The organism is Acuticoccus sp. I52.16.1, from assembly GCF_022865125.1.
In the GTDB taxonomy this organism is placed as follows: domain Bacteria; phylum Pseudomonadota; class Alphaproteobacteria; order Rhizobiales; family Amorphaceae; genus Acuticoccus.
Genome location: NZ_CP094828.1, coordinates 1,386,701 through 1,408,152, shown reverse-complemented (window position 1 = coordinate 1,408,152; position 21,452 = coordinate 1,386,701). Strand labels below are relative to the sequence as shown.

Below are 21,452 nucleotides of genomic sequence, written 5' to 3'. Positions count from 1 at the left end.
AGCCGATGAGCTTTCTCATCGCCCGCGACATGCGCGGCGGCTACGGCGCGGAGGACATCCTCCAGGGCTGCACGGTGGAGGCCGACCGCGGCGAGATCGCGGTGATCGTCGGCCCCAACGGCGCGGGCAAGTCCACCGCCATGAAGGCGATCTTCGGCATGCTGCGCCTGCGGGCGGGCGCCATCTCCCTCGACGGTGCCGACCTCACCGCCATGAAGCCGACCGACCGCGTCAAGAACGGCATGAGCTTCGTGCCGCAGGTCCGCAACGTCTTCCCGTCCATGACGGTGGAAGAGAACCTCGAGATGGGCGCCTTCATCCGCCGCGACGACTACACGGCGACCATGGACGAAGTGTACGGCCTCTTCCCGGTGCTGGCCGAGAAGCGCCGGCAGCCGGCGGGCGAATTGTCGGGCGGGCAGCGCCAGCAGGTCGCGGTCGGCCGCGCACTGATGACCAAGCCTTCGCTCCTGATGCTGGACGAGCCGACCGCGGGCGTCTCTCCCATCGTGATGGACGAGCTGTTCGACCGCATCATCGACGTCGCCAGGACCGGCATCGCCGTCCTGATGGTCGAGCAGAACGCCAAGCAGGCGCTCGAGATCGCGACGCGCGGCTACGTCCTGCAACATGGCACCAACGCGCACACCGACACCGGAGAGGCCCTGCTCGCCGACCCGGACGTGCGCCGCACCTTCCTCGGAGGCTGACGTGGAAGGGTTCCTCAACGCGGTCGTCCTGATCGCCAACTTCGCCCTCGTGCCCGGCGCGGCCTACGGCTCGCAGCTGGCGCTCGGCGCGCTCGGCGTCACCTTGATCTTCGCGGTCCTCAGGTTCTCCAACTTCGCGCACGGCGAGACGATGTCGATCGGCGCCATGGTGACGATCTTCGTCACCTGGGGGCTGCAGTCCTGGGGCGTGTCGATCGACCCGCTCCCCACCGCGCTGCTGGCGCTCCCGGTCGGCATTCTCTTCACCGTCGGCCTCGTCCTCGTCACCGACAAGGTGGTCTACAGCTATTATCGCGAAAAGCGGTCGGATCAGGTGATCTTCATCATCGCCTCCATCGGCGTGATGTTCGTGACGGCCGGTCTCATCCGCTTCATCATCGGCCCGAACGACCAGATCTTCACCGACGGCGCCCGCTTCGTCTTCAACGTCCGCGACTTCAAGGAGGCGACCGGGCTCGACGAGGGGCTGGCGCTCAAGACCACCCAGGTCGTCACCCTGGTGACGGCGCTGATCTGCGTGGTCGCCCTCTTCCTGTTCCTGCAGAAGACGCGCACCGGCAAGTCCATGCGCGCCTACGCCGACAACGAGGACCTGGCGACCCTCTCCGGCATCGACGCCGGGCGCGTGGTGATGATCGCGTGGATGCTGTCGGGGACGCTCGCCGTCGTCGCCGGCGTCCTCTACGGGCTCGACAAGAGCTACAAGCCGTTCGTCTTTCAGGAGCTGTTGCTGCCGATCTTCGCGGCGGCGATCGTCGGCGGGCTCGGCTCGCCGATCGGCGCCATCGTCGGCGGCTACGTCATCGCCTTCGCCGAGGTGCTGACCACCTACGCCTACAAGCGTTTTCTCGACCACCTCCTGCCCGACGGTTGGATGCCGGACGGCCTCGTCCAGCTCCTGGGCACCGAGTACAAATTCGCGGTTGCGTTCGTGATCCTGGTGATCACGCTGCTCATACGGCCACAAGGCCTCTTCAACAGGAGGCCCGCATGACGAAGAATTCTCCGCTGCGCACGGTGCTGCCGTTCGCGATCTTCTTCGTCCTCGTGGCGGTGACCGGCTTCGTCCAGAGCTGGACGGTCGCGCTGACGATCATGAACATGTGCCTCGTCTCGGCGATCATGGCGCTCGGCGTGAACGTGCAGTGGGGTTACGCCGGGCTCGTCAACTTCGGCGTCATGGGGTTCACGGCGCTGGGCGGCGTCGCGGTGGTGATCGTCGCGGTGCCGACGGTGGACGCGGCGTGGGAGGTCGGCGGGCCCGGCGTCCTCTTCGGTCTCTTCGTGCTGCTGGCGACGGCAGCCGTCACGGTGGCGGCCCGCAGGCTGGTGAGCGGGCGCATCGCCAAAGCGCTGCTGACGGTCGTGCTCGTCGTGGCCGGCCTCTGGGCCGGGATGGAGGTGCTCGGCCCCTCGGTCGAGGCGGTCGAGGGCGTCAACCCGGCGATGGAAGGCTACCTCGGCGGCATGGGGCTGCCGGTGCTCCTGGCCTGGGTCGTTGGCGGTCTGCTGGCGGCGGCCGCGGCCTTCGTCATCGGCAAGATCGCGCTGGGGCTGCGGGCGGACTACCTCGCCATCGCGACGCTCGGCGTCTCGGAGATCATCATCGCCGTCCTGATGAACGAGGACTGGCTGGCGCGCGGAGTGAAGAACGTCGTCGGCCTGCCGCGCCCGGTGCCCTACGAGGTCGACATGCGGACCACCGAGTGGTTCCAGTCCCTCGTCGACACGCTCGGCATGCCGGCGATCCCGCTCTCCTCGATGGTGGTCAAGCTCGGCTATATCGGGCTCTTCGTGGTGGTCCTGGGGCTCATCCTGTGGCTGGCCGAACGGGCGCTCGCCTCGCCCTGGGGGCGCACCATGCGCGCCGTGCGCGACAACGAGACCGCCGCCAACGCCATGGGCAAGGACGTCAAGCGGCTGCACCTCCTGGTGTTCGTCGTCGGTTCCGGGCTGATCGGCGTGGCGGGGGCGATGCTCGTCACGCTCGACGGGCAGTTCGTGCCGACGGCCTACCAGCCGCTGCGCTTCACCTTCCTGATCTGGGTGATGGTGATCGTCGGCGGGGCGGGCAACAACTGGGGCGCCACGGTGGGCGCGTTCATCATCTGGTTCGCGTGGGTGGAGGCCGAGCCGGTCGGCACCTTCCTAATCGACTGGGCGACGCGCGGGCTGGGCGACGGCTCGTCGATCCGCCAGCACCTCCTGCAGAACGCCTCGCACATGCGCTACATCGTGATGGGCGTCCTGCTGCTGGTGGTGCTGCGCTTCGCCCCGCGCGGCATCATCCCGGAAACCGACCGGACCTGACCGGCCGGGCCCGATCCGCCCGCACGTCGGCCGGGGCCCTCGCAGGGCGGCCCGGCTCAGCGCTCGTAGGTGTAGCCGCGGGCCACCTTCTCGGCCAGTTCCTCGGCCGCGCGGGTCGACATGCAGCCGTCCCAAAGGTCCACCGTCGAGGCGATGGTGACGCCCGCGGCCTCGAGGTCGGCCATCTTGCGTGGGTTGCCGGTGACGAGCCGGACCGAGGCGATGTCGAGCGCCCGGATCAGCTTGCCGGCGATGTCGAACGAGCGTTCGTCGATGTCGTGGCCTAGGGCGAGGTTGGCCTCGTCGGAGGTGTGGCGCCGCTGGGTGCGCTTGCCGTCCACGAAGCCGTACTGCAACGCCAGGCAGTCGAGCTTGGCGCGCATGCCGATGCCGCGGCCCTCCTGGCGCAGGTAGATGAAGATCCCCTCGCGCTGCTCGGCCATCGCCTCCATCGCGGTGCGCATCTGGCTGCCGCAGTCGCACATCGAGGAGCCGAACGCGTCGCCGAGCAGGCACTCCGAGTGGATCCGTGTCAGCACCGACTTGGCGCCGGCGAACTCGTCCTCCACCGCCGCACCGAGATCCTGCGCCGCCAGCCAATTGCGCTTGCTGTAGAGGATCGCGAGATGCGGCGCGTCACCCATCGACACGCCGAGCGGCTCGAACGCCACGCACACGGCGACCTGACGGCGGATTTCCACCGGGGTGACGGCGACGAGGTTGAGCGCCGCGAACGACAGGGCTTGCGACAGAGACATTCGTTCCACTCTCCGTTGGCCGACGACACGCTATGCCCGTCGTCGGCCGGCTTAAGTGTGCTCGGCAACACTGCACGCGGCATCGACATCGTGCACTCCGGTTGCCTCGATGTTGTATTAGTTTGGGGCTGACACGTTGGTTCGACCAGTCCGGTGACCAACCGCCGCACGAGCGAGAGGCAGGACGAAGCGATGAGGCAAGGCTCGTATTCGGCGATCGCCAAGGGGTTTCATTGGCTTACCGTCTTGGCGGTGCTGTTCATGCTGGCGACCGGTTTCCTCATGACCTACCGCGGCGGCGACCTCGGCATCTGGGATGCACTGACCAACTGGCTCTATTCCAGCCACAAGCTCGTCGGCTTCACGATCTTGTGGTTCACGACTTTGCGATTGGTCAACCGTCTCCTCGCGGGTGCTCCGGCGATCGATCCGCCGTTGCACCCGCTCCAGCGCGTCGTCGCCGCGGCGACGCACTGGGCGCTCTACGCGCTCCTCGTCGTGTTGCCGCTGCTGGGGTGGACGGCGGTGTCACTGTTCCCGGCCCGCCAGGTGTTCGACTGGTTCTCCCTCCCGGCCCTCACCGCACCCGACAAGGAGACCTACAAGCTCGTCGCCGCCTGGCACGAGACGGCGGCGTTCGTCTTGATCGCCGTGGCCGCGCTGCACATCGCTGGCGCGCTGTTCCATCTCCTCGTCAAGCGCGACGGGGTGTTTCAACGCATGTGGCCCGGCCGGTGACGGCGGGGCGCCGCGGCATGCGCATCCTCGAGGCGCTGCGCGAGGCGGCGGCGGCGGGACGGCCGCTGGTCGTGGCCCAGCTCGGCCAGTCGCTCGACGGGCGCATCGCGACGCCCACCGGCCACTCCCACTACATCAACGGCCCGGAGGCGATCACGTTGCTGCACCGCCTGCGGGCGGAGGTGGACGCGGTGGTGATCGGCGCCGGCACCGCGCGGGCGGACGACCCGCGGCTGACGGTGCGGCACGTCGAGGGACGGGATCCGGCGCGGGTGCTGATCGACCGGCGGCGCTCGGCCGGCGCGGCGCTGAAGCTGCTGCGCGAGGACGGTTGCCGGCGCATCGTCTTCGGCCCGCCGCACGCGCACGATCCGGCCGGGGTGGAGACGATCCCGCCCGGCGCGGCGGCCGAGGGCGAGCCGCTGGCGCCGGCCGCCGTGCTGCATGCGCTCGCCGAGCGGGGCCTGACGCGGGTCCTGGTGGAGGGCGGGGCGACGACCGTCAGCGGCTTTCTCGCCGCCGGTGTCATCGACCGGATCGCCGTGCTGGTCGCGCCGATGATCATCGGCTCCGGCCCGATCGGCATCGCGCTACCGCCGATCGACCGGCTCGATGGCGCGCTGCGGCCGGCCGTCGAGGTGTCGACCTTGGCGGGCGGGGACGTCGTCTTCGACTGCGACCTCGGCGGCCTTCAGAACGTCGCGAAGTGATCGCGGTGGCCGACGAAGATCGTCGACACGGTCTTGCGGTCCCGGCGCCAGGCGGCGACCTCGTCCGCGCGCTCGGGCAGGATCTCGGTCGCGGCGGCCGCGAACCCGTCGAGCGTCGCCTGCATCAGTTCCGGGTCGAGCTGCCACTGTAGGCTCCACGCGCTGTCCGCCTCCTCGACGGTGGCGCCGACCGCGCGGAGCGCCGTGGTCAGCGCGTCGGCGGCGGCCGGTCCCAGCGCCGGCCCGAACGACTTCTCGCCCCGCTGATGGGCGTTGAACGCCTCGATCACCGTCTCGTCGAAGGGGTGCTCGGGCGTGATCGCGAGGCGGCCGTCGTAGGTCAGCATCGACAGGAAGGGGATCTTGTGCGCGGCCAGCGCCTTGGCTAGCCGGTCGACGAATTCCTGGGAGGTGATGTCGAACACGGCGGAGGCGGTGACGACGTCCGGCGGTTCGGTCCACAGCGGCTCGACCCGCAGGTCGGCGACGTGCGTCGCGATGCGCAGCCCGCCGTGCCCGGCGAGCTGCGCCTTGGCGATCGCAAGCAGCTCCGGATCGGCGTCGACCAGGGTCCAGTCCTGCGGGGGGCGGATATGCGGGAAGAGCTCGCGCACGGTCGCGCCGGTGCCGGAGCCTATGTCGATCACCCGCAGCGGGCGGCGCATCGGCTCGGTCAGGCGGGTGAGCCGCGTGGTCAGGGTGGAGCGGGCGCGGCGGTCGGCATCGCTGCGCAGAGCGAGCCAGCTCGAGCTGAAGCTCATGGCGTGGTGACGACCTCGGCAAGGCGGGCCGCGATCACCGCCGCACTGTCCTCCCAGCGGACGGCGGACCGGGCGGCACGGCGGGCGCCGGCGCAGAGGCGCTCGGCGCAGGCGGGATCGCTCAGCACGGTGCGCAGACCGGCGGCGAAGGCGCCCACGTCGTCCACGTCGACGAGGATGCCGGCGTCCGGGGGCACGACCGTCGGCACTGCGCCGCCGCGCGTCGTGACGACCGGGAGGCCGGACGCCATGGCTTCGAGAAACACCATTCCGAACCCCTCGTATCGCGTCGCGAGCGCGAAGACGCTCGCGTCCGCATAGTGTCGGCGAATGTTCGGTTCATCGAGTTCACCCGTCAGCATGATGCGGCCTGCCAGCGGTTCGATCGACGTTTCGAGCGACGAAGCCAGGATCGGGTCCCAGTCTTTGGAGCCGATGATAGCGCAGCGCCACGGCATGTCACTGATCTCGGTCAACGCCGCGATTAGCACGTCGTAACCTTTGCGTGCAATTATCGAGGCGACAGCTACGATGAGGGGCGGGTCCACCGGCCGGCGTTCCTGGTGCCAGGCGGGGTCCAGCCCCGGCACCGCGACGCTGATTCGGCCCGCGGGGACGCCATAGGCCGCGACCAGGCTCTCCCCCGTCGGCGGGCTGGTGACGACGACGCCGGCCGCCTGGCCGAGCGCGGCGGTCTCCATCTCGCGATGATGCGCCGCCGCGGCCGCGGAGAGGCCGGTCTCCAGCGCCAGCGGGTGGTGGATCAGCGCCACCATGGGGGTCTGGACGCCGCCGAGCGCGTCGGCCGGCATGGCGCTGAAGGCGAGACCGTCCACCAGCAGAACGTCGGCGTCGGCCGCCGCCAAGGCGTCCGCCGCGCGGGCGGCCTCGGCGGACGTGGGGACGGGAAAGGCGCCGTCCAGCACCAGGTGGGTGACATCGTGACCCAGCGCCCGCAGCTCGCCCAGCATCCGCCGGTCGTAGCGGTAGCCGCCGGACGGGGCGTCGATGTCACCTGGGATCGCGAAGGCGATGCGCATCCTCAGAGCGCGGCTTCGTACCAGGCCTTTGCGATGTGGGATTCGTTCAAGGTCACGCGGATGCGCGTCACGTTGCGCCCGTCGTCGCCCAGCGTGCCGTCGCGCGCCGCGGCGGCCAGCCGGTCAAACACCCAGCGGCACAGCACCTCGGTGGTCGAGCGCTTGGACTGGAAGTCGGGCAGCACGTCGAGGTTGGCGTAGTTCAGCGGGGCCAGCACCTCCTTCAGCGTCTCGGTGGCGAGGCCGATGTCGATGACGATGTCGTTGGGGCCGAGCACTTCGGAATAGAAGGTCGCGTCCACCACGAAGGTCGCGCCGTGCATGTTCTGCGCCGGGCCGAAGGCGGGACCGGGCAGGCTGTGGGCGATCATGATGTGGTCGCGGACTTCGAGGGCGTACATGGTTCACTCCGGTACGTATTCGAGCGTGATCGCCAGGGGACCGTCGTCGGTGAGGAGGCGGGGCAGGCAGTCGGGTGCATCGCCAAACGCGATATTGTGCGTCAGAAGCACGTCGAGTGCGGGGTCGTCCAGCAGGGCGAGTGCGGTTTGAAGCCGCCGCGTGGTGGTCCAGCGGGCCGCGCGCTCGGCCGGCACGCGTCCCACCTGCGAGGACACCAGCGTCAGCCGCTGCGAATGGAAGGCGCCGCCGAGCGGGACGGCGACCGTCCCGTCTCCCACCCACGACGCCTCGACGATGCGCGCCTCCAGGCCCGCGCCGGCGATCGCATCCGTCAGCGCCGCGCCGCTGCCGCTGGCATTGATGGCGACGTCCACCGGCGCGCCGGGCAGGGCGCCCGCACCGAACGCGGCGCCCATCGCCGAGACGACGCCGCGTTTGGCCTCGTCGCGGTCCATCACGGTGACGGTGGTGCCGGGGATCCGCGCCAGGATGCGCGCGACGAGGAGCCCCACGACGCCGGCGCCGATCACGAGGATATGATCCCCGGGTGCGGCCCTGCTGTCCCATACGACGTTGAGTGCCGTCTCCATATTGGCGGCCAGGGTCGCGCGGCGGGACGGCACGGCCGGCGGCACTGCGACGGCCGCCGCCGCGGGGACGGTGACGAGGGTCTGATGCGGGTGCAGGAGGAAGACGCGTTCGCCGCGGCGTTCGGCCGGTCCGTCGACGATTTCGCCGACCATTGCGTAGCCGTATTTCACCGGGAAGGGGAATTCGCCCTCCTGGTTGGGGCATCGCATCCGGTCGGCCTCGCTGTCCGGCACACGCCCTTCGAGGACGAGCCGCTCGGTCCCGCGGCTGACGGCGGAGTAGCGCGCGGCGATGCGGACGGTGTCGGCGCCGGCGAGCGGTTGCGGGGCGGGGCGCAAGGCATATCGTCCCGCCGCCACGCACCAGAGTGCCGTGGCTTGTCGCACCCCGGTGGTCGTGACGGGACGTTCTTCCATATCGACGTCGTTAAATCCGAAGTGTCGCGCGTGTCGAGTGCCGACGAGCACAGCGCCAGGGCCTGCGTCCTGCGATATCCCGAGAAACGGTAGCTGAAATGACGATGATGATGGCCGGCGCCCCTCCGCGAATGCACCCCGTGAATCTCGAACGGCGCCTGCTGGGGCGGCGGATCGTCTTCACACTGCTCAACGTGGTCACGGTCGCCGGGCTCGCCGGGGCGATGCTGGCGCTGTTGGCGGGCGACGGCATCGGGCTCGGGGAGGGGCTGATGTGGGGCGCCTACGTGGTCACGCTGCCGTGGCTGTCGATCGGGTTCTGGAACGCCGTCATCGGCACGTGGCTGCTGGTGCGCGGTCCGCGCGCGGACGACCCGCTGGCGCTCGACGAGGCGGCGGGCAGCGCCATCACCACCCGCACCGCCATCGTCATGACGCTGCGCAACGAGGCGCCGGCGGAGGCGATCGGCCGGCTGAGGCTGATGTTCGACGAGCTGGACGCCGCCGGCGAGGCCGACCATTTCCACGTCCATGTCCTGTCCGATACCGACGACCCGGCCATCGCCGCCGCGGAGGCGGACGAGATCGCCCATTGGCGCCACGAGAACGCGCGCGCCGGCCGGATCCACTACCGCCGCCGCAGCGACAATCGCGGCTTCAAGGCCGGCAACGTCGAGGATTTCTGCGCCACCCACGCGGCCGAGTACGACTTCTTCCTGACGCTCGACGCCGACAGCTACCTCGCCGCACGCGTCGTCCTGCGCCTGGTGCGCACGATGCAGGCCGCCGCGCACATCGGCATCCTTCAGACACTGGCGATCGGCACGCCCTCCACCTCGATGTTCACGCGCACCTTCCAGTTCGGAATGCGTCACGGGATGCGCGCCTACACCGCCGGCTCGGTCTGGTGGACGGGAGATTGCGGGCCTTACTGGGGTCACAACGCGTTGATCCGGATGGCACCGTTCGCGGCGCATTGCCGGTTGCCCAAGCTCGCCGGCTCCGGGCCGCTGGGCGGGCACATCATGAGCCACGATCAGGTGGAGGCGGTGCTGATGCGCCGCGCCGGCTACCACGTGCGGGTGATCGCGGAAGAGAGCGAGAGCTGGGAGGAGAACCCGCCGACGCTGCCGGACTTCATCCGCCGCGAGCTGCGCTGGTGCCAGGGGAATTTCCAGTATTTTCAGCTTCTGGCCATGCCGGGGCTGAAGGCGATCAGCCGCGTGCAGCTGGCGCTCGCCATCGTCATGTATCTCGGCGCGCCGGCGTGGATGATGTTCATCCTGCTGGGCGCCGTCGCGGTCGCGGTGCACGGCGCCGCGGTGCCGGCCGGGTGGGGGCTGGCGCTCGTCGGGGTGATCCTCTTCATGTGCTTCGCGCCGAAGATCATGGGCCTCGTGGCGGTGGTGGCGAGCCCGGTGCAGTCGCGCCGCTACGGCGGGCGGCTGCGGGCGGCGGCCGGCGGCGCCTTCGAGCTGACGGCCTCGATGCTGATGGCGCCGGCGGTGGCGTTCGCGGTCGCGGTGTTCGCCTTCGCGCTGATCTTCGGCCGGCGGGTCGCCTGGGGGGCGCAGCCGCGCGCCGTCCGCTCGGTCACCTGGGGCGAGGCGGTGCGCACCTTCTTGCCGCAGACGGTCTTCGGCCTCGCCCTCGGCGTGCTGATCGCAGCCCTGGCGCCGGACATCCTCTGGCTCGCCGCGCCGGTGATCGCCGGGCTGGTCCTGGCGATCCCGTTCGCGGTGCTGACGGCGGACCCGTCGCTCGGCCGGCTGATGACGCGGGCCGGCCTCTGCGCCATCCCGGAGGAGGCGGTGATGCCGCCCGCGCTCGCCCGCCTGCGGCAGATCGGCGGGGGGCGTGGCGGCGCCGAGGCCACCCGCGCGGCCGCCTGAGGCGCGGCGAGGGTACGCTCCTCGTCGAAGCGTCGCCGGTGCGCGGCGCGCCAAAGCCCGCTCCACGACGGGAGAGGGCCATGGTGCTTGATGTTCCGATAATGTTCTCTATTGTGGCGGCCGCAGAGGGAGAGAGGGAAGCGCGTGATGGCCCATCGGAGCCGACTGGGAGTGGTCGTGGTGGATTGCAGGACCGAGGACCTTGGCGACGCGCTTGCCTTCTGGTCCGCCGCGCTGGGGCAGCCCGGTGCCGTCGACCCCGACGGCAAGTATGCCGTTATGCAGGGCGCCGGCAACGAGCCGCGGGTGCTGCTCCAGGCGGTCGCGCACGAGAGCCGGGTCCATCTCGACATCGAGACCGACGATATCGCCGCCGAGGTCGCCCGCATGGAGCGGCTCGGCGCGCGGACCGTGGACGCGCGGCCACGCTGGACCGTCATGGAGGCGCCGACCGGCCATCGCTTTTGCGTCGTCGGCCCCCAGCGTGCAGGACTACAGGCCAACGGAACGCTCTGGGACGACGGTTGACGTCTCACCCGGAGGTCACGCACGGGGAAACGATGACTGATCTGCCGAACGGATTGTCCGCCTTCTCGCTCCAGGGCCGCACGGCGCTGGTGACGGGCTCCAGCCAGGGTATCGGCGCCGCGCTGGCCGAGGGGCTCGCCGCCGCCGGCGCCGCGGTCATCCTCAACGGCCGCGACACCGCAAAGTTGGAGGCCGCCGCCGAGCGGCTGCGGTCCACCGGCGCCGACGTGCGCACGCTCCCCTTTGACGCGACGGACCACGCCGCGGTGCGCGCCGCCGTCGACGCGGCGGAGGCGGAGGGCGCCGCGATCGACATCCTCGTCAACAATGCCGGCATGCAGCACCGCGCCCCGCTGGAGGAGTTCCCGGCGGAGGCGTTCGAGCGGCTGATGAAAACGAACGTCACCAGCGTCTTCAACGTCGGCCAGGCGGTGGCGCGGCACATGATCGGCCGCGGGGCGGGCAAGATCATCAACATCGCCTCGGTGCAGACCGCGCTGGCGCGGCCGGGCATCGCGCCCTACACCGCCTCCAAGGGCGCGGTCGCCAACCTCACCAAGGGCATGGCGACCGACTGGGCGCGGCACGGCCTGAACGTCAACGCCATCGCGCCGGGTTACTTCGACACCCCGCTCAACGCCGCGCTGGTGGCGGACGAGACGTTCTCAAAGTGGCTCGCCGGGCGCACGCCGCAGGGCCGTTGGGGGAACCTGCCCGAGCTGGTCGGCGCCTGCGTCTTCCTCTCGTCGGACGCGGCGAGCTTCGTCAACGGTCATACCCTCTTCGTCGACGGCGGCATCACCGCCAGCCTCTGAAGCCTTCTCCCGCGGTTCGGGTCGGCGGGCGGTGAGCCGGCGGACGGCGGCGCAGCGCTCGTGGCGCGGAGGAGGCCCGGCGTCAGGGCGTGGTGGCGGAGGGGTGGTCGATCCGCACGAGCGGGTCCGCCGCCCGCTCCCACTTCACCCCCGTCCACGAGACCGGGTGGACCTCCATCCGGCCCGCCTCGATCTCGATCAGGTTGAAGGCGTTCGCCTCGCCGCGAGTGCGCGAGGAGAGCGCGGTGCCGGCCTGGATCACCGTCACCCGGTGCTGCGGCTCGCCCACCTCGGTGACCACGGCGGCGGTGGCCGGCGGGGTCTGGAACGCGGCGGCGTAGGTGCGGTGCAGGTGGCCGGCGGTGACGAGGTCGACGCGCTCGTCCACGAACGCGGCCAGCGCCCGCTGCGCCCGCTGCACGATCGCCTTCGGCTTGGTGGCGAACTCGCCGTCCTCCTCCTCGAGGAAGGGGTGGTGCGCGACGATGATGCGGAACGCGTGACGCGCCGCGCCTTCGAAGCGCGCGCCGAGCCCGCGGATCTGCGCGCGCGACAGGCTGCCGCGCGACCAGTCCAGTTTGAAGCGCATGCGCCGCGCGGTGTTGAGCCCGACGACCGCCACGTCGTCGGAGAACCACGTCGGTTCCAGATCCTCGCCGACATGGCGGCGCCACCGCTTGTAGGGCTGGAACATCCGCTCGGGGATGTTCCAGGGGGTGATGTCGTGATTGCCGGGAACCGAGAGGGTCGGCGCCTCGAGGCGGTCGATGAAATCTCTCGCGCGCTCGAATTCGTCGTTGCGGGCGGCGAGGGTGAGGTCGCCGGAGAGAATGACGAGGTCGAGCCGGGCGCGGTTCAGCTCGTGGATCAGCGTCTCGGTCGTCGCCGGGTCTTCCGAACCGAAGTGCAGGTCGGAGACCTGGGCTAGTCTGGTCACGGCACCTCCTGAGGGGCGAACACTTGGATCTCTCCGCGCACGATCTCGACCGTGCAGGGGGAGGCGATGAGGGTGCTCTCGCCGTCGAGCATGGCGTGCATGCGCCGCCGCGGCCCGGCGATGGTGGCCCCGGTCGCGACCAGCTTGTCGACGTGCTCGTCGCTGGCGAGCTGGCCGAAGGCGCCGCGCAGCAGCATCCGCGCCACGTCCGCCCCGCTGTGCGGATGGATCGCGAACACGGTCATCTGGCCGCCGGCCACCGTATCGCGTCGCGGACGGGGCAGCATCCGCTCGCCGATGGTGCCGATCAGCACGGCGAAGGACTGCGAGTCGAGCTTTTTCTCGCCGGTCGGCGTGGACGCGGTCAGCAGCATCTTGGGGTCCCGCGGCAGCGTCGTCAGCGCGTGCGCGAAGAGCCAGATCCTGTCGACCAGGCGCATGTGACCGCGCCGCGCCTCGCGGTGGACGCCGATGCGCACCGGGAGCCCGGTGAACAGCGTGTGCAGGAAGACCCGCCCGCCGACGCACCCGTAGTCGACGTCACGCTTGGTGCCCGCGGCGATCACCTCGGCGGCGGCGTCGAGGTCCTCGGGAATGTCGAAGTCGTAGGCGAGGAGGTTCATCGTCCCAGCCGGGAGGATGCCGATGGGCCGCCCCCCGCCGCGATGCGCCTCGATCACGGCGCGGATGGTGCCGTCGCCGCCGCTGACGACGATGATGTCGTCCTCGGACTTCTGGCTGGCTTTGAGCTGCGCGCCGAAGTCGCCGCGCATGGGGTTGACGGTCAGGCCAGCCTGTTCCAGCGCGGCGACGGTGGACGCCAGCGCGTTCGCGGAATTGAGGTGGCGCCCGGAGGAGGCGTTGAAGATCAGGGCAGCCGACGGCATCGGGGTCTCGCGTTCGAACTAGAGCATGAACGCTTGTGCATTCAGATTTGTTGCCATTCGCCGGTTTTTGGTGATCGACGGCGGCGGACGGGTGTTCACGGTGGGCGCTGCCATCTAATGGAGCCAGGACGAGCGAGGGGACGACGTGCACGAGCGGTGGCGGCGGATCGGTGGTGAGGCGTGGACGGCCGCGGAGGCCGTCACCGAGCGTCTGGGCGAGGCCTTCTCGCCGACCTTGCGTCTGGGCGTGACAGGTCTGTCGCGCTCCGGCAAGACCGTATTCCTCGCCGCGCTGGTGCACAATCTGGTGCACGGCGGGCGGCTGCCGTTGTTCGCGCCCTACGCCGAAGGGCGCCTGTCGAGTGCGGGTCTCGCCCCGCAGCCGGACGACGAGGTGCCGCGCTTCCCCTACGAGGATCACGTCCGGGCGCTGGTGGACGAGCGTATCTGGCCCTCCTCCACGCGCAAGATCGCGCAGCTTCGCGTCACCATCGAATACGAGAGCGCCCGGCTCTTCAACCGTCGCTTCGGGGCCGGCCGGTTGCACCTCGACCTGGTGGATTACCCGGGCGAGTGGCTGCTCGACCTGCCGCTGATGAACCTCGACTATGCGCAGTGGTGCCGCGAGGCGATGGACGAGGCCGCCCGCCGCCCCGCCGACGCCGCGCCGTTCACCGCCGCCCTCCAGGGGATCGACCCTGCCGCCCCCGCCAGCGAGGCGACCGCGCAGCACCTCGCCGAGGCGTTCACCCGCTATCTGAGGGACGCGCGGGCCGATCCCGACGCGCTCGCCTCCCTGCCGCCGGGCCGCTTTCTGATGCCGGGCGACATGGAAGGCTCCCCCGCGCTCACCTTCGCGCCGCTGCCGGTGAGCGACGGCGAGCCGCCGGCGGGCTCGCTGGCGGCGATGATGGAGCGGCGCTACGAGAGCTATAAGACGCACGTCGTGCGCCCCTTCTTCAAAGACCACTTCGCCCGGCTCGATCGGCAGATCGTCCTGGTCGACGTGCTGGCCGCGCTCAACGGCGGCCCGCAGGCGCTCGACGAGCTGCGACGGGCGTTGCGGGGCGTGCTCGCCTGCTTCCGTACCGGCCGGCTCTCGTTCCTCGGTGCCCTGGTGGACCGGCGAATCCAGAAGATCCTGTTCGTCGCCACCAAGGCCGACCACATCCACCACGCCGACCATGACCGCCTGGAGCGCATCCTCAAGCACCTCGTCGCCGAAGCGGTGGAGGCGGCCGAGTTCTCCGGCGCCGAGGTGGACGTCGCCGCGATGGCCGCCGTGCGCGCCACCCGCGAAGCCAGCGTCACCCGGGCGGGCGAGACCTTCCTCGCCATCGCCGGAACCCCGATGGAGGGCGAGCGGATCGGCGAGCGGGTGTTCGACGGCCGGCGCGAGGTGGGCCTCTTCCCCGGCGACCTCCCCGACGATCCGCGCGAGGTGTTCGAGACCCCGCGGGACGAGTACGGCGTGACGACGCTCCGCTTCCGCCCGGGCAAGATCGAGACGTCGGGCGACACGACGCTCTCGCTGCCCCATATTCGGCTGGACCGGGTCCTTCAGTACCTCATCGGAGACCGCCTCCAATGACCAGGCGCCGCCCCATCGTATTCGACATCGACGAGGTGGAGTTCGACGAGGAGGACATCTTCGAGCCCGACCCGGTCGCGGACGAGCCGCTCGGCGCCGAGCGGCTCGAGGCAGCGCCCGAGCCCGAGGCCGAGCCCGGGACCGGCGCCGCCCCGCGTGGCCGCCGCGGCGGTCGCCGGCGGCGCGAGGCGGACCCCGTCGCCGATGCGGACGGACGCGGTGACGCGCGCGGCGAGGCCGTCGTCACCCCCGCGCCGCTGAAGAAGAAGCGCCGCTGGAGCTGGCTGAAGGTCTTCACCGTCGGCATCTCCGGCCTCGCGGCGCTGGCGCTCTCCCTTTCGCTCTACGCCTTCGTCGAGGATCTGCTCGCCCGCGTGCCGGCGCTGGGCTGGCTGGCGGCGGTGCTCACCGCGCTCGTCATCGCCGGCCTCGTCGGCATGGTGCTGCGCGAGTGGCTGGCGATCCGTCACCTCAAGCAGATCGAGGACCTGCGCCGCCGCGCCGACGACGCCGTCCTCACCGACGATCCCGCCGACGCGCGCGACGTGCTGGCCGATCTCATCGCCCTTTACGACGACCGTCCCGCCACCGCGCGCGGCCGCAAGGCCCTCAAGAGCCACATGCGCGAGGTGATCGACGGTCGCGACCTCATCGCGCTGGGCGAACGCGAGGTGCTCTCGCCGCTCGATCGCCAGGCGGTGACGCACATCGTCTCGTCTGCCCGGCGGGTGGCGGCCGTCACCGCGCTCTCGCCCCGCGCCCTCGTCGACATCGCCTACGTGGTGTTCGCGGCGTTGTCGCTGGTGCGACAGATCGCGACGATCTACGGCGGCCGTCCCGGCACGCTGGGCTTCCTGCGCGTCCTGCGCCACGCCATCGCCCACCTCGCCGTCACCGGCGGAATGGCGGCGACCGATTCGCTCATCGGCGAGGTGATCGGCAAGGGGATCGCCGCCAAGCTGTCCGCCCGCCTCGGCGAGGGTATCGTCAACGGGCTGATGACGGCGCGACTGGGGTTGGCCGCACTCGACGTGCTGCGCCCGCTGCCGTTCCACGGCACCCGCCGGCCGCGCATCAACGACGTCATGAGCGAGATCGCCAAGATCGCCCCCAAGGACGACAAGTAGCGGCCTCATCGAGGACGGCGGCCGGCCGCCCGCGGCGGGTGCCGGCCGATCGTCGCATCGCGCGGGTCGCGCCGGTCGCGCGTCCCTATATGCTCCGCGCAGGAGCAACGGGAGACGTCCATGGCGAGCGATCGCGAGCGGAACACCTTCGCCGGCCGCGCCGGCCGCTACGCGCGCGTCGGCGGCAACATGTCCGGCGTGGCGGCGAAGATGATGGCCGCCCGCGTCTTCGGCACCGAGCTGGACAACGACAAGACCGCCCAGGAACTCGCCAAGGCGCTGGGCAACCTCAAGGGCCCGCTGATGAAGGTGGCCCAGCTCCTCTCCACCATCCCCGACGCGCTGCCGCCCGAATATGCCGCCGAACTGCAATCGCTCCAGTCCGACGCGCCGCCGATGGGCTACCCCTTCGTCAAGCGCCGCATGGCCGCCGAGCTGGGCCCCGACTGGCTCCGGCGTTTCGCCCGGTTCGACAAGACGCCTGCCGCTGCCGCCTCGCTCGGCCAGGTGCACCGCGCCGCCACCCATGCCGGCGAGGAGGTCGCGGCGAAGCTGCAATATCCCAACATGGATTCGGCCATCGAGGCGGACCTGCGGCAGCTCGGGTTCATCTTCGGCCTGCATCGCCGCATGCGTCCCGGCATCGACACCTCCGAGATCGCGGAGGAGATCGCCGACCGCCTGCGCGAGGAGCTGAACTACACGCGCGAGGCGCGGGCGGCGAAGCTCTACGGCGCCACCTTCGCCGGCGACGACACCATCCGCGTGCCGACGGTGCACGACGACCTCTCCACCCGCCGCCTGCTGACGATGAGCTGGATGGAGGGCAAGCGCCTCCTGACCTACCGCGAGGCTTCCCTCGAGGACCGCAACACCATCGCCCGCGCGCTTTTCCGGGCCTATTGGGCGCCGTTCGCGCGCATCGGCGTCATCCACGGCGATCCACACCTCGGCAACTACGCGGTGTTCGAGGAGGATGGGGCACCGGCCGGCATCAACCTTCTCGACTATGGCTGCATCCGGATCTTCCCCGTCAGTTTCGTCGGCGGTGTGGTCGACCTCTACGAAGGTCTGCGCTCGGGGGACGAGGCGCGCGTCGTCCACGCCTACGAGACATGGGGCTTCAAGGGGCTGCATCGCGAGCTGATCGACATCCTCAACATCTGGGCCCGCTTCATCTACGGCCCCATCCTGGACGATCGTGTGCGGACCCTCGCCGACGGCACCAAGCCCGGCGAATACGGCCGGCGCGAAGCCTTCAAGGTGCACCAGGCGCTCAAGGAGAAGGGGCCGGTGACGGTCCCGCGCGAATTCGTGTTCATGGACCGTGCGGCGGTCGGCCTCGGCGCGGTGCTCCTGCACCTGCAGGCCGAGCTGAACTTCTTCCAGATCTTCCAGCAGCAGCTGGAGACGTTCACGATCGACGATGTCGCCGCGCGCCAGGGGGCCGCCCTCGACGCCGTGGGGCTTCCCCGGCCGGCCGAGACCGCGTCGTCGCGGATGGCGTTGCCGGGCGGAGGGGCACCGATGCCCAGCAATTCGGCATAGGAGCTATGTTGCGCCCATTTTTTGTGACGATTGGGTGTCGCCCCCCCTTTCACTCGGCGCCGTGGCTTGCTAGATGAGGGGCGTCGACGCGATGCGGCTGCGAACGCAGCGCTCGCCGACAATGGCGCGGGGTGGAGCAGCCCGGTAGCTCGTCAGGCTCATAACCTGAAGGTCGCAGGTTCAAATCCTGCCCCCGCAACCATCGCACCCGGTAAGGGGCGATAGGCCGCGCCAGACACGTTCGCCGCACGTCAGTCGGCAACTCTCGAAGTCATGTTTCGTATCGTAGCCTCTCCGCTCGCCTTCGTCGGCGTCGCGAGCCGGCGTCCGTCGGCTGGCTAGAGCACTTCGCGCTCAGTCCGGGTCATAGCCGGCGGCTCGGAAGTAGGCTCGGGCTTCGTCTGGCGTGACGAGGTCGAGGACCGCGCCGATGCGGTCCCACAGGTCATCGACGGTTCGCTCCGCCGCCTTTCGAAGGAGCGCCTTGATCTTGGCGAAGGCCATCTCGATCGGGTTGAAGTCGGGGCTGTAGGGCGGGAGGAACACGAGCCTCGCCCCGGCGCTCTCGATCAGGTCGCGAACGCGCCAACCCTTGTGACTGCCGAGGTTGTCCATCACGACGACGTCGCCCGGCGACAGGCATGGTGCGAGAACCTGCTCCACGTAGGTCTCGAACCATACGCCGTTGATCGCCCGGTCGAGCACCATAGGCGCGACGATCCCGGACAGCGAGAGCCCGGCGACCAGCGTGGTCGTCTTCCAATGGCCGAACGGCAGCGGCATGCGCAGCCTTGTCCCCCGGGCGCAGCGGCCGTGGGTGCGGGCCATCTTCGTGTTGGCCCAGGTCTCGTCGATGAAGATCAGGCGCTCGGCGTCGAGCTCGTCCTGCCCGTCGAACCAGGCGTGCCGCCGGGCAAGGACATCCGCGCGGTCCTGCTCGGCCGCGTGGCCGGTCTTTTTTTGCGCGTGATCCCGTGGCGACGGAAGAAGCGCGACAGCGCCGAGATGGAGACCGTGCCGCCGCTCTCACCGAGCCTTGCCTTCAGCTCGACCAGGGTGATGTCGCCGGTGCCGTCCAGGATCGCGAGGATGCGCTCGGCGTGGGCTTCGGTGACGTGGGACCAGCGGTCGCCGCCCTGGCGCTTGGCGCGGCATGAGCCGGTGCGTTGCCAAGCCTCGTACCATCGGATCGCCGTGGACGGGGCGACCTCGAACCGCGCCGCGGCCTGCCGGCGGGACATTCCATCGTCGATGGCGCGAACCACGCGAAGGCGAAGATCCTCAGAGAGCAGCTTGGGCATCATGACTGGCCCCCCATCGCCAGCCATGATGCTGAATCAGACTTCCGCTGATTCGGGAATCCCACAGCGATTCATTCCGAGCGCGAACCGCTCTAGCGGCGCGCCTTGTCGGGCGGTTTCGGCGGGGGCGCGGCGTCTTCCATTGCGGCGCTCATCTCCGAGGAGGGGATGGGAAAGCGGAAGGTCGTCGCACCGTCGACGCGGCCGGCGCGGCGGAAGCGCTCGATCGCCGCGGCCAGGTGGCAGGCGATCGCCGCGCGCGCCCAGTCCGGGTTGCCCGCCCGCAGCGCCGCGACGATCTCGCTGTGCTGGCGCACGCTCTCGATCATGTCGTCGCGGTCGTAGATGTAGAACCCGCCGATGACCAACGGATACTCCAGCAGCTTGACGCCGAAGGTCCGCAGGTGCGGGCTGCGCGATGCCTCGTAGAGGCCGGTGTGGAAGTCGAGGTTGGCGGTATGGATGACCTGCAGCCGGTCCTCCCGCTCGCTGTCGACCGCGGCGGCGATCTCCTCGTTCAGCGCCTCCAGCCGGTCGACCTCTTCGCGCGTCGCGTTCTTGGCCGCGAGCGATGCCCCATAGCCCTCCAGCATGATGCGCAGGTTGAAGATGTCTTCCACGTCCTGCGCGCCCCAGGGCGTCACCAGCGCGCCGCGCTTGGGCGCCGGCTCCAAGAGCCCCTCGGCGATCAGCCGGTGGATCGCCGCGCGCACCGGCGTTCGGCTGACGGAGAGGTCAGCCGCGACCACCTCTTCCTTCAGCTTGCTGCCGGGCTCGTAATAGCCCGACATCAGCCGCCGTCGCAGCGTGGAATAGACCTTCTCGCCGACGCTCATCCGGCGCTCGTCGCCTCGCCGCCGTCGTCGGGAGCGGCATCGTCACCGGCACCCCGGCGGCTGCGCCAGGCCCGCCACGCCGGTGTCAGCACCGTGAGCACGATCAGTGCGATCAGCACCCACGAGATCGGTCCGGCGACGAAGTAGAGCGGGTCGCCGCGGCCGATCAGCAGCGCACGGCGGAACGATTCCTCCGCCATCGGCCCCAGGATCACCGCCAGCACCGCCGGTGCCGTGGGAATGTCGAGCTTCTCCATGCCGTAACCGACCGCACCGAACGCCAGCATCAGCCACACCTCGAACATCGAGTTGTGGACCGCGTAGACGCCGACGGTGGTGAGCGCGATGATCATCGGGCCCAGGATGCGCGACGGCATCCGCAGGACGTTGATGAACGCCCGCGCGCCGATCTTGCCGATGACGAACATCAGGCCCGCCGTCACCAGCATCGTCAGCATGAAGCCGTAGACGGTGTCGGCGTCGGCGCGGAAGAGCTCCGGGCCGGGGCGAAGGCCGTGCACCAGCAGCGCGCCGAGGATGACCGCGGCGACGGCGTTGCCCGGCACGCCCAAGGTCAGCGCCGGGATCAGCGTGGCGCCGGTGTCGGCGTTGTTGGCGCACTCGGGGGCGGCGAGGCCCTCAGGCATGCCCTTGCCGTAATTGGCCTTGTCCTTGGTGACGCGGCGCTGCTCGTTCCAGGCCAGAAGCGCCGCGATGTTGCCGCCGAGCGCCGGGATGATGCCGACGAAGAGGCCGATCAGAGAGCTGCGGATCCACACCGGGATCAGCGTGCGCCAGCGGAACGGCGTGCGCTTGTTGCCGAGCGAGAGACTGCCCTTGGTGAGCGCCTCGCCGCCAAGCATCAGGTCGATCGCCGGGGGGATGGCGTAGAGGCCGGTGAGGAGGACGATGATGTCGATCCCCGAAAGCAGATCCAGCGTGCCGAAGGTGAAGCGCTCGGCGCCGGTCAGGCTGTCGATGCCGACCATGCCGAGGACGAGGCCGAAGGAGGCCGACAGGAAGCCCTTGGCCGGATTGCCGGCGAGGAGCACCGAGATCGTCGTGAGCCCGAAGAGCGCCAGCCAGAAGTAGTCCGCCGGCGAGAACTTCAGCGCGATGGCCGCCAGCGGCGGCGCCAGGAAGAGGAGCGCGAGCGCCGACACCGCGCTGCCCAGCGAGGACGAGGCCAGCGAGATGTCGAGCGCCAGGCGTGCCTCGCCCTTCTTGGCCATCTCGTGCCCGTCGAACACGGTGGCGATGCCGGCCGGCGTGCCGGGGATGCGGAGCAGGATCGCCGGGATCGACCCGCCGTACATCGCCCCGTTGTAGATGCCGGCGATCATGCCGAGCGCGACGAGCGGCTCCATCGCGAAGGTCAGCGGGATGAGGACAGCGATGCCCATGGTGGCCGACAGGCCGGGCAGCGCGCCCACCGAGATGCCGACGACCACGCCGACGATCATCGCGATGACGACACTGGGCGCGAAGACGGCGGGCGCAGCGTCGAGGATCGGGGAAATCATGTCCATCGGA

The 21,452-nt window shown here is 70.2% G+C and carries 21 protein-coding genes and 1 tRNA gene; 12 read left to right on the top strand and 10 right to left on the bottom strand.

Annotation, left to right across the window (positions count from 1 at the left end; genetic code table 11):
- Nucleotides 1-5 precede the first annotated feature (5 nt).
- The 3 genes from MRB58_RS06340 to MRB58_RS06330 are packed head-to-tail and all read left to right on the top strand — an operon-like array spanning nucleotide 6 to nucleotide 3,041.
- Nucleotides 6-710, top strand: coding sequence for an ABC transporter ATP-binding protein (locus tag MRB58_RS06340; protein WP_244780881.1), 705 nt, complete (start codon nucleotides 6-8; stop codon nucleotides 708-710).
- Nucleotide 711: 1 nt separating this feature from the next.
- Nucleotides 712-1,725 (top strand): branched-chain amino acid ABC transporter permease, encoded by a 1,014-nt coding sequence (locus MRB58_RS06335; RefSeq protein ID WP_244780880.1) that lies wholly within the window; start codon nucleotides 712-714, stop codon nucleotides 1,723-1,725.
- Entirely contained in the window at nucleotides 1,722-3,041 is a 1,320-nt protein-coding gene (locus MRB58_RS06330) for a branched-chain amino acid ABC transporter permease (protein ID WP_244780879.1), read from the top strand. The genes MRB58_RS06335 and MRB58_RS06330 overlap by 4 nt, the downstream gene beginning before the upstream one ends.
- 56 nt (nucleotides 3,042-3,097) lie before the next feature.
- On the opposite strand, the gene MRB58_RS06325 is transcribed toward MRB58_RS06330, so the two are convergent.
- Nucleotides 3,098-3,799 (bottom strand): hypothetical protein, encoded by a 702-nt coding sequence (locus MRB58_RS06325; RefSeq protein ID WP_244780878.1) that lies wholly within the window; start codon nucleotides 3,797-3,799, stop codon nucleotides 3,098-3,100.
- A 192-nt stretch (nucleotides 3,800-3,991) separates the two neighbouring features.
- Between MRB58_RS06325 and MRB58_RS06320 the strand changes: the two genes are divergently transcribed.
- A complete protein-coding gene (locus MRB58_RS06320; protein WP_244780877.1) occupies nucleotides 3,992-4,537 on the top strand; it encodes a cytochrome b in 546 nt (181 codons plus the stop codon).
- A 17-nt stretch (nucleotides 4,538-4,554) separates the two neighbouring features.
- Nucleotides 4,555-5,247 (top strand): RibD family protein, encoded by a 693-nt coding sequence (locus tag MRB58_RS06315; protein WP_244780876.1) that lies wholly within the window; start codon nucleotides 4,555-4,557, stop codon nucleotides 5,245-5,247.
- On the opposite strand, the gene MRB58_RS06310 is transcribed toward MRB58_RS06315, so the two are convergent.
- Genes MRB58_RS06310 through MRB58_RS06295 form a run of 4 tightly spaced genes read right to left on the bottom strand, consistent with a single transcriptional unit; the run spans nucleotide 5,229 to nucleotide 8,457 of the window.
- Nucleotides 5,229-6,008 carry a trans-aconitate 2-methyltransferase gene (locus MRB58_RS06310; protein ID WP_244780875.1) on the bottom strand — a complete coding sequence of 260 codons (780 nt, stop codon included), beginning with the start codon at nucleotides 6,006-6,008 and terminating at the stop codon, nucleotides 5,229-5,231. The genes MRB58_RS06315 and MRB58_RS06310 overlap by 19 nt on opposite strands.
- Nucleotides 6,005-7,048: a glycosyltransferase family 4 protein gene (locus MRB58_RS06305; protein WP_244780874.1), complete on the bottom strand. Its 1,044-nt coding sequence runs from the start codon at nucleotides 7,046-7,048 to the stop codon at nucleotides 6,005-6,007. Before MRB58_RS06305 ends, MRB58_RS06310 begins: the two co-directional genes overlap by 4 nt.
- A gap of 2 nt (nucleotides 7,049-7,050) precedes the next feature.
- Nucleotides 7,051-7,449, bottom strand: a complete 399-nt coding sequence (locus MRB58_RS06300; protein WP_244780873.1) for a 6-carboxytetrahydropterin synthase — start codon at nucleotides 7,447-7,449, stop codon at nucleotides 7,051-7,053.
- A 3-nt stretch (nucleotides 7,450-7,452) separates the two neighbouring features.
- On the bottom strand, nucleotides 7,453-8,457 hold the full coding sequence (locus MRB58_RS06295) for a zinc-binding alcohol dehydrogenase (RefSeq protein WP_244780872.1): 1,005 nt from the start codon (nucleotides 8,455-8,457) through the stop codon (nucleotides 7,453-7,455).
- Between the two features lie 131 nt (nucleotides 8,458-8,588).
- Between MRB58_RS06295 and mdoH the strand changes: the two genes are divergently transcribed.
- The 3 genes from mdoH to MRB58_RS06280 all read left to right on the top strand — a co-directional run bounded on the left by mdoH (nucleotide 8,589) and on the right by MRB58_RS06280 (nucleotide 11,692).
- The gene (gene mdoH, locus MRB58_RS06290) at nucleotides 8,589-10,349 is read left to right on the top strand and encodes a glucans biosynthesis glucosyltransferase MdoH (RefSeq protein WP_371747280.1); all 1,761 of its coding nucleotides are present in this window, start codon (nucleotides 8,589-8,591) and stop codon (nucleotides 10,347-10,349) included.
- A gap of 180 nt (nucleotides 10,350-10,529) precedes the next feature.
- On the top strand, nucleotides 10,530-10,877 hold the full coding sequence (locus MRB58_RS06285; protein ID WP_244780870.1) for a VOC family protein: 348 nt from the start codon (nucleotides 10,530-10,532) through the stop codon (nucleotides 10,875-10,877).
- 32 nt (nucleotides 10,878-10,909) lie between these two features.
- A complete protein-coding gene (locus MRB58_RS06280) occupies nucleotides 10,910-11,692 on the top strand; it encodes an SDR family oxidoreductase (protein WP_244780869.1) in 783 nt (260 codons plus the stop codon).
- Between the two features lie 82 nt (nucleotides 11,693-11,774).
- On the opposite strand, the gene MRB58_RS06275 is transcribed toward MRB58_RS06280, so the two are convergent.
- On the bottom strand, nucleotides 11,775-12,629 hold the full coding sequence (locus tag MRB58_RS06275; RefSeq protein WP_244780868.1) for a metallophosphoesterase: 855 nt from the start codon (nucleotides 12,627-12,629) through the stop codon (nucleotides 11,775-11,777).
- Nucleotides 12,626-13,516 (bottom strand): diacylglycerol kinase family protein, encoded by an 891-nt coding sequence (locus MRB58_RS06270; protein ID WP_244780867.1) that lies wholly within the window; start codon nucleotides 13,514-13,516, stop codon nucleotides 12,626-12,628. Before MRB58_RS06270 ends, MRB58_RS06275 begins: the two co-directional genes overlap by 4 nt.
- A 145-nt stretch (nucleotides 13,517-13,661) precedes the next feature.
- Here MRB58_RS06270 and MRB58_RS06265 point away from each other — a divergent pair, with 145 nt between their 5' ends.
- The 4 genes from MRB58_RS06265 to MRB58_RS06250 all read left to right on the top strand — a co-directional run bounded on the left by MRB58_RS06265 (nucleotide 13,662) and on the right by MRB58_RS06250 (nucleotide 17,984).
- A complete protein-coding gene (locus MRB58_RS06265) occupies nucleotides 13,662-15,107 on the top strand; it encodes a YcjX family protein (protein ID WP_244780866.1) in 1,446 nt (481 codons plus the stop codon).
- Nucleotides 15,104-16,234 carry a YcjF family protein gene (locus tag MRB58_RS06260; protein WP_244780865.1) on the top strand — a complete coding sequence of 377 codons (1,131 nt, stop codon included), beginning with the start codon at nucleotides 15,104-15,106 and terminating at the stop codon, nucleotides 16,232-16,234. Before MRB58_RS06265 ends, MRB58_RS06260 begins: the two co-directional genes overlap by 4 nt.
- A gap of 120 nt (nucleotides 16,235-16,354) precedes the next feature.
- Nucleotides 16,355-17,782: an AarF/ABC1/UbiB kinase family protein gene (locus tag MRB58_RS06255; RefSeq protein ID WP_244780864.1), complete on the top strand. Its 1,428-nt coding sequence runs from the start codon at nucleotides 16,355-16,357 to the stop codon at nucleotides 17,780-17,782.
- A gap of 125 nt (nucleotides 17,783-17,907) precedes the next feature.
- Nucleotides 17,908-17,984 (top strand) — tRNA-Met (locus MRB58_RS06250).
- Nucleotides 17,985-18,136: 152 nt separating this feature from the next.
- On the opposite strand, the gene MRB58_RS06245 is transcribed toward MRB58_RS06250, so the two are convergent.
- From MRB58_RS06245 to MRB58_RS06235, 3 genes are all read right to left on the bottom strand, one after another.
- Nucleotides 18,137-19,083 (bottom strand): IS630 family transposase gene (locus tag MRB58_RS06245; protein ID WP_244781858.1). Its coding sequence is split into 2 segments (ribosomal slippage): nucleotides 18,137-18,747 and nucleotides 18,747-19,083, totalling 948 coding nucleotides; the frame shifts between segments, so codons are not numbered across the junction.
- A 92-nt stretch (nucleotides 19,084-19,175) separates the two neighbouring features.
- Nucleotides 19,176-19,919, bottom strand: coding sequence for a GntR family transcriptional regulator (locus MRB58_RS06240; protein ID WP_244780863.1), 744 nt, complete (start codon nucleotides 19,917-19,919; stop codon nucleotides 19,176-19,178).
- Nucleotides 19,916-21,448 carry a tripartite tricarboxylate transporter permease gene (locus MRB58_RS06235; RefSeq protein WP_244780862.1) on the bottom strand — a complete coding sequence of 511 codons (1,533 nt, stop codon included), beginning with the start codon at nucleotides 21,446-21,448 and terminating at the stop codon, nucleotides 19,916-19,918. The genes MRB58_RS06240 and MRB58_RS06235 overlap by 4 nt, the downstream gene beginning before the upstream one ends.
- Between the last annotated feature and the right edge of the window lie 4 nt (nucleotides 21,449-21,452).

What these genes read in the sequence shown, in the direction of transcription:
- MRB58_RS06340 (WP_244780881.1), top strand. Translation starts at nt 6, where the DNA reads ATGAGCTTTCTCATCGCCCGCGACATGCGCGGCGGCTACGGCGCGGAG.
- MRB58_RS06330 (WP_244780879.1), top strand. Translation starts at nt 1,722, where the DNA reads ATGACGAAGAATTCTCCGCTGCGCACGGTGCTGCCGTTCGCGATCTTC.
- MRB58_RS06325 (WP_244780878.1), bottom strand. Translation starts at nt 3,799, where the DNA reads ATGTCTCTGTCGCAAGCCCTGTCGTTCGCGGCGCTCAACCTCGTCGCC.
- MRB58_RS06320 (WP_244780877.1), top strand. Translation starts at nt 3,992, where the DNA reads ATGAGGCAAGGCTCGTATTCGGCGATCGCCAAGGGGTTTCATTGGCTT.
- MRB58_RS06315 (WP_244780876.1), top strand. Translation starts at nt 4,555, where the DNA reads ATGCGCATCCTCGAGGCGCTGCGCGAGGCGGCGGCGGCGGGACGGCCG.
- MRB58_RS06310 (WP_244780875.1), bottom strand. Translation starts at nt 6,008, where the DNA reads ATGAGCTTCAGCTCGAGCTGGCTCGCTCTGCGCAGCGATGCCGACCGC.
- MRB58_RS06305 (WP_244780874.1), bottom strand. Translation starts at nt 7,048, where the DNA reads ATGCGCATCGCCTTCGCGATCCCAGGTGACATCGACGCCCCGTCCGGC.
- MRB58_RS06300 (WP_244780873.1), bottom strand. Translation starts at nt 7,449, where the DNA reads ATGTACGCCCTCGAAGTCCGCGACCACATCATGATCGCCCACAGCCTG.
- MRB58_RS06295 (WP_244780872.1), bottom strand. Translation starts at nt 8,457, where the DNA reads ATGGAAGAACGTCCCGTCACGACCACCGGGGTGCGACAAGCCACGGCA.
- mdoH (WP_371747280.1), top strand. Translation starts at nt 8,589, where the DNA reads ATGCACCCCGTGAATCTCGAACGGCGCCTGCTGGGGCGGCGGATCGTC.
- MRB58_RS06280 (WP_244780869.1), top strand. Translation starts at nt 10,910, where the DNA reads ATGACTGATCTGCCGAACGGATTGTCCGCCTTCTCGCTCCAGGGCCGC.
- MRB58_RS06270 (WP_244780867.1), bottom strand. Translation starts at nt 13,516, where the DNA reads ATGCCGTCGGCTGCCCTGATCTTCAACGCCTCCTCCGGGCGCCACCTC.
- MRB58_RS06260 (WP_244780865.1), top strand. Translation starts at nt 15,104, where the DNA reads ATGACCAGGCGCCGCCCCATCGTATTCGACATCGACGAGGTGGAGTTC.
- MRB58_RS06255 (WP_244780864.1), top strand. Translation starts at nt 16,355, where the DNA reads ATGGCGAGCGATCGCGAGCGGAACACCTTCGCCGGCCGCGCCGGCCGC.
- MRB58_RS06240 (WP_244780863.1), bottom strand. Translation starts at nt 19,919, where the DNA reads ATGAGCGTCGGCGAGAAGGTCTATTCCACGCTGCGACGGCGGCTGATG.
- MRB58_RS06235 (WP_244780862.1), bottom strand. Translation starts at nt 21,448, where the DNA reads ATGGACATGATTTCCCCGATCCTCGACGCTGCGCCCGCCGTCTTCGCG.